At 72.8% G+C, this 14,885-nt stretch carries 12 protein-coding genes; 7 read left to right on the top strand and 5 right to left on the bottom strand.

Annotated features, from left to right (window positions below):
* Positions 1-142 precede the first annotated feature (142 nt).
* The 3 genes from RGE_RS10935 to RGE_RS10925 form a co-directional block, all read right to left on the bottom strand.
* The gene (locus RGE_RS10935; RefSeq protein WP_014428446.1) at positions 143-499 is read right to left on the bottom strand and encodes a hypothetical protein; all 357 of its coding nucleotides are present in this window, start codon (positions 497-499) and stop codon (positions 143-145) included.
* A 38-nt stretch (positions 500-537) separates the two neighbouring features.
* The gene (locus RGE_RS10930; RefSeq protein ID WP_014428445.1) at positions 538-1,896 is read right to left on the bottom strand and encodes a dicarboxylate/amino acid:cation symporter; all 1,359 of its coding nucleotides are present in this window, start codon (positions 1,894-1,896) and stop codon (positions 538-540) included.
* Positions 1,897-2,027: 131 nt separating this feature from the next.
* A complete protein-coding gene (locus RGE_RS10925) occupies positions 2,028-2,336 on the bottom strand; it encodes a hypothetical protein (RefSeq protein WP_014428444.1) in 309 nt (102 codons plus the stop codon).
* Positions 2,337-2,467: 131 nt separating this feature from the next.
* Between RGE_RS10925 and chrA the strand changes: the two genes are divergently transcribed.
* From chrA to treZ, 6 genes are all read left to right on the top strand, one after another.
* Complete coding sequence (gene chrA, locus RGE_RS10920) at positions 2,468-3,811, top strand: chromate efflux transporter (RefSeq protein WP_014428443.1); 1,344 nt, start codon at positions 2,468-2,470, stop codon at positions 3,809-3,811.
* A 76-nt stretch (positions 3,812-3,887) separates the two neighbouring features.
* Positions 3,888-4,802, top strand: a complete 915-nt coding sequence (locus RGE_RS10915; RefSeq protein ID WP_014428442.1) for an SPFH domain-containing protein — start codon at positions 3,888-3,890, stop codon at positions 4,800-4,802.
* Positions 4,803-4,814: 12 nt separating this feature from the next.
* Complete coding sequence (locus tag RGE_RS10910) at positions 4,815-5,030, top strand: hypothetical protein (RefSeq protein ID WP_014428441.1); 216 nt, start codon at positions 4,815-4,817, stop codon at positions 5,028-5,030.
* Between the two features lie 103 nt (positions 5,031-5,133).
* Positions 5,134-6,774, top strand: coding sequence for an alpha-D-glucose phosphate-specific phosphoglucomutase (locus RGE_RS10905; protein WP_014428440.1), 1,641 nt, complete (start codon positions 5,134-5,136; stop codon positions 6,772-6,774).
* Positions 6,775-6,786: 12 nt separating this feature from the next.
* Positions 6,787-8,280 carry a 4-alpha-glucanotransferase gene (gene malQ / locus RGE_RS10900; RefSeq protein WP_014428439.1) on the top strand — a complete coding sequence of 498 codons (1,494 nt, stop codon included), beginning with the start codon at positions 6,787-6,789 and terminating at the stop codon, positions 8,278-8,280.
* Positions 8,281-8,291: 11 nt separating this feature from the next.
* Positions 8,292-10,040 (top strand): malto-oligosyltrehalose trehalohydrolase, encoded by a 1,749-nt coding sequence (gene treZ / locus RGE_RS10895; protein WP_014428438.1) that lies wholly within the window; start codon positions 8,292-8,294, stop codon positions 10,038-10,040.
* 1 nt (position 10,041) lies between these two features.
* Here the strand turns inward: treZ and RGE_RS10890 are convergent, their stop codons facing one another.
* Complete coding sequence (locus tag RGE_RS10890; protein WP_014428437.1) at positions 10,042-10,338, bottom strand: cupin domain-containing protein; 297 nt, start codon at positions 10,336-10,338, stop codon at positions 10,042-10,044.
* Positions 10,339-10,422: 84 nt separating this feature from the next.
* Here RGE_RS10890 and RGE_RS10885 point away from each other — a divergent pair, with 84 nt between their 5' ends.
* Positions 10,423-12,132 carry a RecQ family ATP-dependent DNA helicase gene (locus RGE_RS10885; RefSeq protein WP_014428436.1) on the top strand — a complete coding sequence of 570 codons (1,710 nt, stop codon included), beginning with the start codon at positions 10,423-10,425 and terminating at the stop codon, positions 12,130-12,132.
* Here RGE_RS10885 and RGE_RS10880 read toward each other — a convergent pair.
* A complete protein-coding gene (locus RGE_RS10880) occupies positions 12,125-14,857 on the bottom strand; it encodes a S8 family serine peptidase (RefSeq protein WP_014428435.1) in 2,733 nt (910 codons plus the stop codon). The two genes, RGE_RS10885 and RGE_RS10880, sit on opposite strands and share 8 nt — an antisense overlap.
* Between the last annotated feature and the right edge of the window lie 28 nt (positions 14,858-14,885).

The raw sequence follows: 14,885 nt of genomic DNA, 5'->3' as shown, positions 1-14,885 counted from the left end.
AGGAAGCGGCGAGGCGCAGGATTGGCATCGGCCATGCCGGGTGACGGGTTCCCGTGAATCGCCCAGTGTTGCGACCGGTTTCGCACGCCGATGCCGGCATTCTGGGCAGGCCGTGTGTCGGCCGTATGTCAGGGGCGCAGGCTCAGGGCCGCCACTCGCCGCGTTCGTGCACCAGCAGGCGCTCGCCGCGCTGCACGATCAGCTCACCCGACTCGAGCACGCGGTAGACGGTGTCGCCGTTGTGGAACTCCCAGCCGAGAAAGCGGCAGGGCGTGACGCCGTCGGCGCAGCGGGTGTGCAGCGTGCGGCCTTCGAGCGTGATGGCGCGGCCGCTGCGCCGGCTGACGCCGCGGTAGCCGACCTCGGCGCACGCGACCTCGCCTTCCGGGCAGCGTGGCTCGATCGTCACGCGGTAGCCGGGCGTCAGCAGCGTCTGCGCCGGCACGCCGGCGGCCGCGGCGGCGAGCGCGGCGGCGGCTAGGTGGTGAAGGAGCTTCATGGGCCGGCCGCGGCACTGTAGCGCGACCGGCCGGCGCGTCAGCGCTGCGCCGTTTGCACCTGGGGCGGCACGGCCATGTGGTCCTCGACCGCATCGAGCACGGCCTCGGGTTCCTGGGCCTCGACCTCGGTCTCGCCGTCGAGCTGGCGGCGCAGGCGCTCGCCGTCCAGGCCGCCGGTCCACTTGGCGACGACCAGGGTCGCGACGCCGTTGCCGATCAGGTTGGTCAGCGCACGCGCCTCGGACATGAAGCGGTCGATGCCCAGGATCAGCGCCAGCCCGGCGACCGGCACGTGGCCGACGGCCGACAGCGTCGCCGCCAGCACGATGAAGCCGCTGCCGGTGACGCCGGCCGCGCCCTTGGAGGTCAGCAGCAGCACCAGCAGCAGCGTGAGCTGCTGGGTCAGCGTCAGCGGCGTGTCGGTGGCCTGGGCGATGAAGACCGCGGCCATCGTCAGGTAGATCGAGGTGCCGTCGAGGTTGAACGAGTAGCCGGTCGGGATCACCAGGCCGACGACCGACTTGCGCGCGCCCAGGTTCTCCAGCTTGGCCATCATGCGCGGCAGCACCGACTCCGACGACGAGGTGCCGAGCACGATCAGCAGCTCTTCCTTGATGTAGCGGCAGAACTTCCAGACCGAGAAGCCGTGCGCGCGGGCGATGGTGCCGAGCACGACGAAGATGAACAGCAGGCAGGTCGTGTAGAAGGTCGCCATCAGCGCGCCCAGCGACAGCAGCGTGCCGATGCCGTACTTGCCGATCGTGAACGCCATCGCGCCGAATGCGCCGATCGGCGCGACCTTCATGATGATGCCGACGATGCCGAACAGCACGTGGCTGGTCTTCTCGATGAATTCGAAGACCATCGAACCGCGGCCGCCGAAACGGTGCAGCGCGAAACCGAACAGCACCGAGAAGAACAGCACCTGCAGGATCTCGCCCTTGGCGAATGCATCGACGACGGTCGTCGGAATGACGTGCAGCAGGAAGTCGACCGTGCCTTCCATCTTGCCGGGGCCGGTATAGGCGGCGACGGCCGAGGAGTTCAGCGTCGCCGGGTCGACGTGCATGCCGGCGCCGGGCTTGACGACGTTGATGATCACCAGGCCGATGACCAGCGCGATCGAGCTGACGACCTCGAAGTACAGCAGGGCCAGACCGCCGGTCTTGCCGACCTGCTTCATGTCTTCCATGCCGGCGATGCCGACGACGACGGTGCAGAAGATGATCGGCGCGATGATCATCTTGATCAGCTTGATGAAGCCGTCGCCCAGCGGCTTCATCGCGGCGCCGGTCTCGGGCCAGAAATGGCCCAATGCGACGCCAATGGCGATTGCAATAAGTACTTGTACGTACAACGAACGATAAAAAGGTCGATTACGGCTGGTCGATTCCATTGGCGTCTCCCCGCGGCCCAAACGCGCGCGGAAACGCAATTGTCGCATTAGTGCAATTCGTCACTCAGGGAAAACCCATGGTGACGCCATTACAGGCGAAATGGAAGCGAGCGGCGGCCGTGCCGCCGCGCTCAGCGGTGGCGGCAGCCCAGGCGGTCGAGCAAGGCCGCGGCTTCGACGCGGGCGGCCTCGGACAGCTCGCCGCGAAGCACGCCGTGCTCGTCGAAGTGGCGCGCTTCGAGCAGCGGGATGATGGCCGCGAGCTCGTCCGGCGCGACGCCGACCAGCAGCACCTCGGGCAGCCCGGCCAGGGCCTGCTTCAGGCGGCGGGCGATCACGCGGTACTCCAGCGGATGCAGCAAGGCCGCTCCGCAGTCCATGTCGCCGAGGCGGCGAGCGAGGTCCAGGACGTAGAGGCGGCGGGCGGCGAGTGCGGTCATCGGGAGGCGGGGCCGTGTGGCAGGAATCGGCCGCTAGGATGGCGCCGCCCGGCCGTTCGCGATCGGTGCAAGAGCGGGCGACAAGCCCTTCACTTCGGAGTCAAGTTGCCGCGCCTGCCGATCGCCGCCTCATGAACGCCGCGCCCGCCGATCCTCCGCCCGCCCCGGTGCCGCTGCGCAGCGCCTTCGGCTGGTGGCTGCGCCTGGGCTGCATCAGCTTCGGCGGGCCGGCCGGCCAGATCGCGCTGATGCACGAGGAACTCGTCGTGCGCCGGCGCTGGATCTCCGAGCGGCGTTTCCTGCACGCGCTGAACTACTGCATGCTGCTGCCCGGCCCCGAGGCCCAGCAGCTCGCCACCTACATCGGCTGGCTGATGCACCGCACGCCGGGCGCGCTCGTCGCCGGCACGCTGTTCGTGCTGCCGTCGGCGCTGCTGCTGATGCTGCTGGCCTGGGCCTACCTCGGCTACGGCCAGTTGCCGGCGGTGGCTGCGGCGCTGTGGGGCGTGAAGCCGGCGGTCACGGCGCTGGTGCTGGCCGCCGCGGTGCGCATCGGCGGGCGCACGCTGGGCCACCCGCTGCGCTGGGCGATCGCCGCGGCGGCCTTCGTCGCGCTGGCGGCGTTCTCGCTGCCCTTCCCGGCCGTCGTCGCGGCGGCGGCGCTGGCCGGCGCGATCGGCGCCCGCTTCGTGCCGCAGGCCTTCGGCCTCGCGCTGCATGGCGAGGCCCCGCCCGCGCCGCACGCGCCGGCACTGATCGACGACGACACGCCGCCGCCGGCGCACGCACGCGGCGGCTGGCCGCAGCTGCTGAAGGTGACGCTGGCCTGCGTGGCGCTGTGGGTGGCGGCGCTCGGCGTACTGGTGCTCGTCGCCGGGCCGGGATCGACGCCGGCGCAGATGGGCCTGTTCTTCACGAAGGCCGCGCTGCTGAGCTTCGGCGGCGCCTACGCGGTGCTGCCTTACGTCTTCCAGGCGGCCGTCGGCCACTACGGCTGGCTGACGGCCGCCCAGACCCTGGACGGGCTGGCGCTGGGCGAGACCACACCCGGGCCGCTGATCATCGTCGTCGTCTTCGTCGGTTTCGTCGGCGGCTGGACGCAGCCGGCCTTCGGTGCGGACTCGGCCGCGGCGTCGGCCGTGCTGGCGGCGGCGACGGCGGCCTTCTTCACCTTCCTGCCGTCGTTCTGGTTCATCCTCGCCGGCGGCCCGCTGATCGAGGCCACGCATGGCCGGCCGCGTTTCACCGCGCCGCTGGCCGGCGTGTCGGCGGCGGTGGTCGGCGTCATCGCCAACCTGGCACTGTTCTTCGCCTGGCACGTGCTGTGGCCCCGTGGCTGGGCCGGCGGCCCGGACCTGGCGGCGCTGGCGGTCGGCGTCGCCGCCGCGCTGGCGCTGCTGCGCTGGCGGGTCGGGCCGGTGCCGGTGATCGCGGCGGCGGCAGCGGCCGGGCTGGTCTGGCACGCGCTGCGCTGACCCCCATGCTCTGCATTGACCGCAGCGCTTCCCGACCCTAGAGTGATATCACTTTGACATCAACCGGAGCCCCGCGATGAGCCTCGAGAACACCGTCCACGAACGCCCCGCGCGCTCGCTCAACGGCTGGCCTTTCGTCGGGCTGGGGCTGCTGATGGTGCTGGCCGGCATCGTCGCCGTGGTGACGATGCTGCGTCCGGAGCCGCCGCTGGGCGCACCGGTGCACCTGCTGCTGACCGTACTGCTGGTGCTCGGCGGGCCGCTGGTCTGGGGCGGGCTCTACGTGCTGCAGCCCAACCAGGCGGCGCTGCTGCTGTTCTTCGGCCGCTACCGCGGCAGCGACCGCGAGACCGGGCTGCGCTGGGCCAACCCGTTCACGAGCAAGCGCAAGATCTCGGTGCGCGCACACAACTTCAACAGCGACAAGCTCAAGGTCAACGACCTGCGCGGCAACCCGATCGAGATCGCCGCCGCGGTGCTCTGGCGCGTCGAGGACACGGCACGGGCGCTGTTCGAGGTCGAGGACTACGAAGCCTACGTGCTGACCCAGGCCGAGGCCGCGGTGCGCCACCTGGCCTCGCGCTACGCCTACGACAACCTGGAAGCCGACGGCACGGCCGCCGCGCCCGAGGTGACGCTGCGCTCGTCGACCGACGAGGTCAGCGCCGGGCTGCGCGCCGAGCTGCAGGCGCGTTTCGCCCAGGCCGGCATCGTCGTCGTCGACGCCAAGCTGACCCACCTGGCCTACGCGCCCGAGATCGCCGGCACGATGCTGCGCCGCCAGCAGGCCGAGGCGGTGGTCGCCGCGCGCGCCAAGATCGTCCAGGGCGCCGTCGGCATGGTCGAGCTGGCGCTGCAGGGCCTGCAGCAGCGCGGCCTGGTCGAACTCGACGACGAGCGCAAGGCGGCGATGGTCAGCAACCTGCTCGTCGTGCTTTGCGCCGACCGCGACGCGACGCCGGTGGTCAACACCGGCACCCTCTACGCCTGAGGCCGCACGGCCGTGGCCAGCCCCGGCAAGAAAGCCTTCGCGCTGCGCATCGACCCGCTGCTGTGGGCCGAGGTCGAACGCCTGGCCGCGGCCGACCTGCGCAGCGTCAACGCCGAGGTCGAGGTGCTGCTGCGCGAGGCGCTGCGCACGCGGCTGGGCGAGGCCGCGATGGCCCGGCTGGCGCGCCGGCCGCGTCCGCCCAGCGGCGACGGCGACGCCGAAAGCTGACCCCCACCCCCCACCGGAACGGGGCGGCAACGCCCCTCGTGGCGTGGCACCGCCGCCGCGGCGCGTTACCCTTGCCGCTGTCGCCCGCCACCCCCGCCCGTCCATGATCGTCACGCGTGTCCCCACGACCCCGATCGCCGGCATGAAGCCCGGCACCAGCGGCCTGCGCAAGAAGGTCGCCGAGTTCGCCCGCCCGCACTACGTCGAGAACTTCGTGCAGTCGGTGTTCGACGCCGTACGCCCGCCCGCGGGCTTCGCCGGCCTGGCGCTGGTCGTCGGCGGCGACGGCCGCTTCCACAACCGCGAAGCGATCCAGACCGTGATCCGCATGGCCGCGGCCAACGGCTTCGCACGCGTGATCGTCGGCGCCGGCGGCATCCTGTCGACGCCGGCGGCGTCCTGCGTGATCCGCGCCCACCAGGCTTTCGGCGGGCTGATCCTGTCGGCCAGCCACAACCCCGGCGGCCCCGACGGCGACTTCGGCATCAAGTTCAACGCCGCCAACGGCGGCCCGGCGCCCGAGCGCATCACCGACGCGATCTACGCGCGCACGCTCGCGATCACCGAATACCTGACGCTCGACACGCCCGACCTCGACCTCGACACGCCGGGCACACGCAGCCTGGGCACGCTGGCCGTCGAGGTCGTCGACCCGGTGGCCGACTACCTGGCGCTGATGCAGCGCCTGTTCGACTTCGACGCGCTGCGCGCGCTGTTCGCCAGCGGCTTCCGGCTGCGCTTCGACGCGATGCACGCCGTCACCGGGCCGTACGCGCACGCGATCTTCGAACGCGAACTGGGCGCGCCGGCCGGCACGGTGATCAGCGGCACGCCGCTGCCCGACTTCGGCGGCCACCACCCCGACCCCAACCTCGTGCACGCCAAGGCGCTGTACGACGAGATGATGGGCGCCGACGCGCCCGACCTCGGCGCTGCCTCCGACGGCGACGGCGACCGCAACCTGATCATCGGCCGCGGGATCTTCGTCTCGCCGTCGGACTCGCTGGCGATGCTGGCGGCCAACGCACGCTGCGCCCCGGCCTACGCGCAGGGCCTGGCCGGCGTCGCACGCTCGATGCCGACCAGCGCCGCCGTCGACCGCGTCGCCCAGACGCTGGGCATCCCGTGCTACGAGACGCCGACCGGCTGGAAGTTCTTCGGCAACCTGCTCGACGCCGGCCGCATCACCTTGTGCGGCGAGGAGAGCGCCGGCACGGGCAGCGACCACGTGCGCGAGAAGGACGGCGTCTGGGCGGTGCTGCTGTGGCTGAGCATCCTCGCGGCGCGCCGCCAGAGCGTGCGCGAGATCGCCGCCGAGCACTGGGCGACCTACGGCCGCCACTACTACACGCGCCACGACTACGAAGCCGTCGAGACCGAAGCCGCGCAAGGGCTGATGGAGCATCTGCTCGAGCGCCTGCCGCGCATGCCGGGCGAATCGATCGCCGGCCGGCGCATCGTGCTGGCCGACGACTTCGAGTATTCCGACCCGGTCGACGCCAGCGTCTCGCGCCACCAGGGCCTGCGCATCGGTTTTGCCGACGGCTCGCGCATCGTCTACCGGCTGTCGGGCACCGGCACCAGCGGCGCGACGCTGCGCGTCTACATCGAACAGTTCGAGCCCGACCCGGCACGCCACGGGCTCGATCCGCAGGCGGCGCTCGCGCCGCTGATCACCCTGGCCCGCGACATCGCGGGCATCCCGGCGTGGACCGGCCGCGAAGCGCCGGACGTCATCACCTGAGACCAGAAGTTCATGCGTTTTCCCCGTCGCAGCGGCGTGCTGCTGCATCCCACTTCCCTGCCCGGCCCGCACGGTTCGGGCGACTTCGGCGCCAGCGCCTACCACTTCGTCGACTGGCTGGCCGTCGGTGGCCAGAAGCTCTGGCAGATCCTGCCGCTGGGCGGCATCGGGCCGGGCAACTCGCCCTACATGAGCAGTTCGGCCTTCGCCGGCAACGTGCTGCTCGTCGACCTCGACGACCTCGCGCAGCACGGCTGGCTGGAGCCGGAAGAGCTGGCGCCGCCGGCCGGTGCCGACGACCGCCAGGTGAACTTCGACGCCGTCGTGCCCTTCCGCATGGACCGGCTGGCACGCGCCGCGGGCCGTTTCGCCGCCTCGGCGAGCGCCGCCGACCGCGCCGACCTGGCCGAGTTCAAGGCCGCCCACGCCGACTGGCTGGACGACTACGCGCTCTTCATGGCGCTGGCCGAAGCCCACCCGGGCAGCTGGAGCGACTGGCCGGCGCCGCTGGCCCGGCGTGAGAAGAAGGCCCTGGCCGCCGCGCGCAAGCAGCACGCCGAACGCGTGGACTTCTGGACCTTCTGCCAGTGGCGCTTCTTCCGCCAGTGGGGCCGGCTGCGCGCCTACGCCAACACGCGCGGCGTGCAGATCGTCGGCGACGCGCCGATCTTCATCGCCCACCACAGCGCCGAGGTCTGGGCGCGGCCGGAGCTGTTCATCCTCGACGGTCGCGGCGAGCCCAGCGTCATCGCCGGCGTGCCGCCCGACGGCTTCTCGGCCACCGGCCAGCGCTGGGGCAACCCGCTGTACCGCTGGGAGGCCCACGCCGCCGAAGGCTTCGCCTGGTGGATCCAGCGCATCAAGCGCAGCTTCGAGCTCGTCGACATGCTGCGCATCGACCATTTCCGCGGTTTCGCGGCCTACTGGGAGATCCCGGCCAGCGAGCCGACGGCGGTCAACGGCCGCTGGGTGCCGGCGCCGGGCGAGGCGCTGTTCGAGGCCATCGCCGCGGCGCTGGGCGAGCTGCCGGTCATCGCCGAGGACCTGGGCGTTATCACGCCCGACGTCGACGCGCTGCGCAAGCGCAACGACTTCCCCGGCATGCGCATCCTGCAGTTCGCCTGGGGCGAGGACATCAACGCCGAGCGCCGTTTCCTGCCGCACCGCTACGAGCCCGACACCGTCGTCTACACCGGCACGCACGACAACGACACGACGATCGGCTGGTACGCCAGCGCCAGCGAGGCGTCTCGCCACCACCTGCGCGAGTACCTGGCCACCGACGGCCACACGCCGCACTGGGACCTGATCCGCTGCGCCTGCGCCAGCATCGCCGACACCGCGATCTACCCGATGCAGGACGTGATGGGCCTGGACGGCCGCCACCGCATGAACTTCCCCGGCACCGGCACCGGCAACTGGGCCTGGCGCTTCAGCTGGAACGAAGTGCCGCCCGAAGCGGCCACGCGCCTGCACCGCATGGCGCAGCTCTACGACCGGCTCTGAGGACGGCTCCGGTGTTCCCGCCGCTCGGCCGCCTGGGCCACCACCGGCTGGCCGACGGCCGTTCGGCCTTCCGCGTCTTCGCGCCGGAGAAGCTGGCGCTGCGCATCGTCTTCGACGACGGCCGCGCGCCGCTGGTGCTGGACGGCGACGCGCTGGGCTACTGGAGCGCGGCCACCGAGGCGCTGCCGGCCGGCACGCGCTACCGCGTCGAGGTCGACGGCGCCGCCTGGCCCGACCCGGCTTCGCGCCGCCAGCCCGAAGGCGTGCACGGGCCGAGCGAGGTCGTCGACATCGTGCCGGCGGCCAGCCCCGGCTGGCGTGGCGTCGAGATCGACGACGCGGTGATCTACGAGCTGCACGTCGGCACGTTCACGCCCGAAGGCACGCTGGCGGCAGCCACCCAGCGCCTGGGCCATCTGGCGGCCCTGGGCGTCAACGTCGTCGAGCTGATGCCGCTGGCCGCCTTCCCCGGCGAACGCAACTGGGGCTACGACGGCGTGCAGCCGTTCGCGCTGCACGCGGCCTACGGTTCCTGGGCCGAGCTGCGGCAGTTCATCGAGCAGGCGCACGCCTTGGGCCTCGCGGTGCTGCTGGACGTCGTCTACAACCACTTCGGGCCCGAAGGCAATTACACCGGCCAGTTCGCGCCCTACACGCGCGCCGCGGCCACGCCCTGGGGCGCGGCGATCAACTTCGACGGCGAGTACGCCTACGGCGTGCGCGAGTACTTCGCCGAGAACCTGCGCTTCTGGGTCGAGGACGTCGGCTTCGACGGCGTGCGCCTGGACGCGGCCTCGGAGATCCACGACAACAGCCCGGTGCCCATCGTGCGCGAGCTGAGCGAGCTGGCGCGCGAGATCGGCCGGCGCCAGCGCCGCCGCGTGCTGACCATCGCCGAGCACCTGCGCAACAACGCGCGCGTCACCGCCGCCGACGGCCTGGGCTGCGACGCGCAGTGGAACGACGACCTGAACCACGCGCTGGTGGCCTGGCTCACCGGCGAGCGCTGGCGCCATTACGCCAGCTTCGGCCGCTTCGAGGATGTGGTGACGGCGCTGGCGCGCGGCTGGGTGCTCGACGGCACGCGGCTGGACCGCTTCCGCCGCCACTTCACCGGCAGCGACCCGGCGGCGACGCTGCCGCACGAACACGTCGTGCACGTGCAGAACCACGACCAGGTCGGCAACCGCCCCGGCGGCGAGCGCCTGGCGGCGCTGGTCGGCCCCGAGCGCGCGCTGCTGGCCGCGGTGGCGATGTTCGCCAGCCCCTTCGTCCCGATGCTGTTCATGGGCGAGGAATGGGGCGAAACGACGCCCTTCCTGTTCTTCGAGGACTTCGGCGACCGCCGCGTCGTGCGCGGCGTGCGCGCCGGGCGCCGCGCCGAGAACGGTTTCGTGCCGGGTTTCGACCCGCCGAACCCGCACGCGCGTTCGACCTTTCTCGCCGCCAAGCTGCGCTGGCCGCGCGCCGCGACGCCCGAGGGCCGCTTCGTGCTGGAGCGCTACCGCAGGCTGATCGCCCTGAAGCGCGCCGGCGAGCTGGGCCCGCGCGAACGCGGTGCGGTGCAGGTCGACGGCGACGCGGCGACCAAGCTCGTGCGCCTGGCCGCGCCGCGCACGCTGACCTGGCTGAACCTCGGGCCCGCCGAGCAGGCCGTCGCGGCGCCCGAAGGCTGGACCGAGGTGCTGTGCACGGTGCCGCAACGCACGCCGGGCCGGCTGCCCGGCTTCGCGGCCGTCGTCTGGCGCGCGCCCGGCTGAATCAGGCGGCGTGCCGCCGCGCCACCCAGAACACCGCGCCCTGCGCCCCGTAGGTCTCGGCGTGCGGCTCGCCGCGCGGCAGCACGAGGCGGTCGCCGGGCAGCAGGCGGCGCGTGATGCCGTGGTGCTGCACCGTCATCTCGCCTTCGACGACCAGCAACTCCAGCGCGAAGCAGTGCTCGTGGTCGTCGAGCACGGTGCCCGGCTCCATGCGGCGCTCGATCACGGTGTCGAAGCCGCGGCCGCGCATCTCGGCTTCGAAGGCGGCGAAATCGGGGACGGCGGCGGAACCGGTCATCGTGCTCTCCGGGCCGTGTCGCACGGCGTTCGGCGAATTCTGCCGCCCCACGGGGCACGCTGCTTGCCGGGCGCGGCGCCGCCCATGCCCGACACACCGCGCCGCCCCTCGCCCCACCGCCGCATCGAACTGACGCTGCGCCGCAGCTTCGGACTGGACCGTTTGCGCGAAGGCCAGCGCGAGCTGATCGAACGCGTGCTCGCCGGCGAGAGCCTGCTGGCGGTGATGCCCACCGGCGCCGGCAAGTCGCTGTGCTACCAGCTGCCCGGCGTGCTGCTGGACGGCCGCACGGTCGTCGTCTCGCCGCTGATCGCGCTGATGAAGGACCAGTGCGACAAGCTGCGTGCGCTGGGCATCGCCGCGGTGCAGTTCAACAGCACGCTGGACGCCGAGGCCCTGGCCGCGGCCGAGCGTGCGCTGGACGAAGGTTCGGCGCGCTTCGTCTTCACGACGCCCGAACGCCTGGCCGATCCCGAGTTCATGGCACGGCTGGCGGCGCGGCCGGCGGCGCTGCTGGTCGTCGACGAGGCGCACTGCATCTCGCAGTGGGGCCACGACTTCCGCCCGGCGTTCCTGGAGATCGGCCCGGCACGGCGCCGGCTGGGCCAGCCGCCGGTGCTGGCGCTGACCGCCACCGCCGCCGCCGAGGTCGCCGCGGACATCGCGGCCCAGCTCGGCATCCCCGCCGGCGGCGTGCTGCAGGCCGGCGGCTACCGGCCGAACCTGGACCTCGTCGTCGAACAGGCCTCGCGCGAAGACGAGAAGCTGGCGCGCTGCGTCGAGCGCGTGGCGGCGATGCCGGGCGCGGGCATCGTCTACTGCGCGACGATCAAGGCCGCCGAGACGGTGCACGCGGCACTGGTGGGCGCCGGCGTCGAGGCCACGCTGTATCACGGCCGCCTGGCCGCCGGCGCGCGCCACCAGGCGCAGGACGAGTTCATGGACGGCCGAGCGCGGGTCGTCGTCGCGACCAACGCCTTCGGCCTGGGCATCGACAAGCCCGACACGCGCTTCGTGCTGCACTACCAGGTACCGGCCGGGCTGGACCGCTACTACCAGGAAGCCGGCCGCGCCGGGCGCGACGGCGAGCGGGCGCTGTGCCTGCTGCTGTTCCAGCACGGCGACCAGGCGGTGCAGCAGTTCTTCCTCGCCAACCGCTACCCCGGCATCGCCGAACTCGACGGCGTCTACCGGGCGCTGCACGAGCCGCCGCTCGAGGGCGCCGGCCACTGGCTGCTGGCGACGCTGCAGCAGCGGCTGCAGCGGCCCAAATCCAAGCTGCAGGTGGCACTGAGCCTGCTGCGCCGTGAGCGCATCGTCGCCGCCGACGCAGAAGGCCGGCTGCGGCTGCTGCGCCGCGAACTCACGCCCGAACGGCTGGCGGCACTGGACCGCGGCTGGCGCGACAAACGCGCCGAAGACCGGGCGCTGCTCGAGCAGATGGTGTTCTACGCCCAGACCGGCGCCTGCCGCTGGAAGGTCGTGCTCGAGGCGCTGGGCGAGAAGCCGCCGTTCGACGGCTGCGGCCACTGCGACAACTGCCACCGCATCGCCGCCGCGCACCAGGCGGCGATGCAGCGCGCCGACGAGGCCGACGTCGAGCGGCCACCCGCCACCGCCCGGGCGGCTTTCGCGCCGGGCGACTGGGTGCAGGTGCGGCGCTACGGCCGCGGCGTCGTCGCCGAGGCCGACGCGCTGACGGTCACCGTCGAGTTCGCCGGCGGCGAGCGGCGCTGCTTCCAGAGCGACTACGTGCGCGCCGCGACGCGCCGACGCCGCGCCGGGCTCAGCTGACGACGATCTTCAGCGTCGTCGTCATCGCCGCGCCGCGCGCGTCGGCGACGCGCACCGTCACCGTCCAGCTGCCGCGCACCGGCTTGGCCCAGCTCAGGCGGCCGGCAGTGCTGAGCGTCAGGCCGGCCGGCACGCCGCCGGTGAAGGCGTAGTTGATCGCATCGCCTTCGGCGTCGCGGGCCTGCAACTGGGCGGCGAAGGCGACGTTGGCTTTGGCGGCATAGGAGGCGCCGTCCATCGTCGGCGCGCTGTTGGGCTTGCTGACGACGAGGGTCATCGTCGCCACAGCGGACGCGCCCGACGGATCGGTGGCACGCACGCCGACCTTGTAGCTGCCGGCGACCGGCGCCGCCCAGGCCATCAGGCCGGCGGCATTGATCGTCATGCCCGACGGCACGCCCGAGATCAGCTCGTAGCGCAGCGCATCGCCGTCGGCGTCGCTGGCCGTCACCTGGCCGGTCCACTTGGTGCCGACCACGGCGGTGTAGCTCTTGGCGGTGACGACCGGCGCGCGGTTGGCCGGCTTGACGGTCAGCGCGTAGACGCCCGAGGCCGAGCCGCCGGCGTTCGTCGCTGTGACGCGGATGCTGTAGCTGCCGGCCACCGGGGCGGGCCAGCTCAGGACGCCGGCGCTGCTGATCGTCAGCCCCGCGGGCTGGCCGGCGAGCGCGTAGCTGATCGCCACGCCCGACGGGCCGGTGACGCCGGTAGCGGCACTGAAGGCCGTGCCGACGCGGGCGCCGAGCGTGCCGCCCGGCACCACCGGCAGCGCGACCTTCGCCTTAACGGTCAGCGCGATCGCGCGCTGGGTCGTCTGGCCGAAGGGGTCGCGCGCGGCGACCGTCACCGAGTAGCTGCCCTGCACCGGCGCGCTCCAGGTCACGACGCCGGCCGAGGACACCGTCAGCCCGCTCGGGCCGGAGACCAGCGCGAAGCTCAGCGTGTCGCCGTCGCCGTCGGTCGTCGGCAGCGGCTTCGAGTAGGCGGTGCCGACCATCGCTTCGGGCAGCGAGGCCGGCAGCGTGTCGGGCGCGCTGTTGACGCGCAGCGAAACGGTGTTGCGCGCCGTCACGCCCGACGGCGACGTGGCGGTCACGGCGAACGAGATCAGCCCGGCGGTAGCCGGCGCGGTGAAGACCAGCGTATCGGCGCTGCGGCCGGAGACGATCGTCGCCGCGCTGCCGCTGGCCTGCTGCCAGGCGTAGCTGTAGCCGCTGCCCGACGGCACCGCGGCCTTCAGCGTCGCCGACGCGCCGCGGGCCACCAGGCCGGCCTGCACGCCGTTGCTGCCGGTCGTGACGCCGGCCGTCGACGTGATCGTCACCAGCGGCGCGGCCAGCGTCGCCAGCGAACGCGAGGCGTCCAGCAGGCCGGAGCCGCAGCGGCCGGCGGTGGTGCAGAAGGTGCCCGCCGGGAACGGCCGCGCGCCCGACAGCAGCGCCGAGCGCACCTGCGCCGGCGTCAGCGACGGCGAGTAGGCCAGCAGCAGCGCCGCGGCGGCCGAGACGTGCGGCGTCGCCGCCGAGGTGCCGGCGAAGTAGCGCGCCGGCGTGTAGCCGACGAAGCTCGAGCTGCCGTCGACGCCCGAGGCGATCGTCGGCGTCGTGTCGCAGCCGGCGGTGGCCTGGCGGCACTGGCCGCCACCCGGCGCGGTGATCGCCACCTGCGACGAGTAGTTCGAGTAGCTCGCCAGGTCGCCGGTGGCGGTCGACGCGGCCACGGCGATGACGCCGCTGCAGTTGGCCGGCGAGCTGATCGTCGCCGCGCCGTCGTTGCCGGCGGCGGCGATGACGACGATGCCGGCCGCATTGGCCAGGTTGATCGCGTCCTGCATGTAGCTCGGGCAGCTGGTGCCGCCGCCCAGGCTCAGGTTGATGACCCTGGGCCGCACCGACGGCGCCGGGATGCCGGTGAAGCTGCGCCCGGCCAGCCAGGCGATGGCGTCCGAGGTGTCGGACAGCCAGCCGCCGCACTTGCCCAGCACGCGCACCTGCTGGATGCGCGCGCCCGGAGCGCCGCCGGCGATGCCGTAGCCGTTGTCGGCGATGGCCGCGATCTGCGAAGCCACCGCCGTGCCGTGCCAGCTGCTCGCGCTGCCGCTGCTGGGGCAGGCGTCGCCGGGGTCGGTGGGATCGGCGTCGCGGCCGCTGCCGTCGGCGCCCATCGTGGCGTCGGAGACGAAGTCGTAGCCGGCGAACTGGCGGCTCTGCAGGTCCGGATGCGCCGTCATGCCGGTGTCGAGCACCGCGACGACGACGTCGTTGCCGGTGGTGTACGGCCAGGCGGCGACGAAGTTGCCGGCACCGGCCTTGGCCGCGGGCGAGCCCAGCGCCCACTGCATCGAGAAATAGGTGTCGTTGCTCGTCGCCGCGACGCGCACGTCGGGTTCGGCCGACAGCACCGCCGGGTCCCGCGCCATGCGCAGCGCCATCGCGCGCAACTCGTGTTCGTCGACGGCGTCGCGGGTCTCGTAGACCGCGGCGGTGGAGCCCGTCGTGCGCAAGGTCTTCAGCCGCACGCCGGCGCGCGTGGCCATCGTGTTGGCGCGCTGGGACATCGTCGCGGCCGTCGCTTCGGCGGACACGCCGGCGGCCTGCACCACCGGCTTGTAGCGCACGACGATGCGGCCGACGTCCTGAGCCCAGGCGCCGCCGGCGCATGCGGCGAGCAGGCCCAAGGCCAGGCCGCGCAGGGAGATCGTTCGGGGAAAGACAGGTCGCTGCATCGGCCGCTCGTGACGTACGGGACACAAA

The organism is Rubrivivax gelatinosus IL144 (assembly GCF_000284255.1).
Taxonomy (GTDB): Bacteria; Pseudomonadota; Gammaproteobacteria; order Burkholderiales; family Burkholderiaceae_C; genus Rubrivivax; species Rubrivivax gelatinosus_A.
This window is presented reverse-complemented; position numbering and strand designations above follow the sequence as displayed.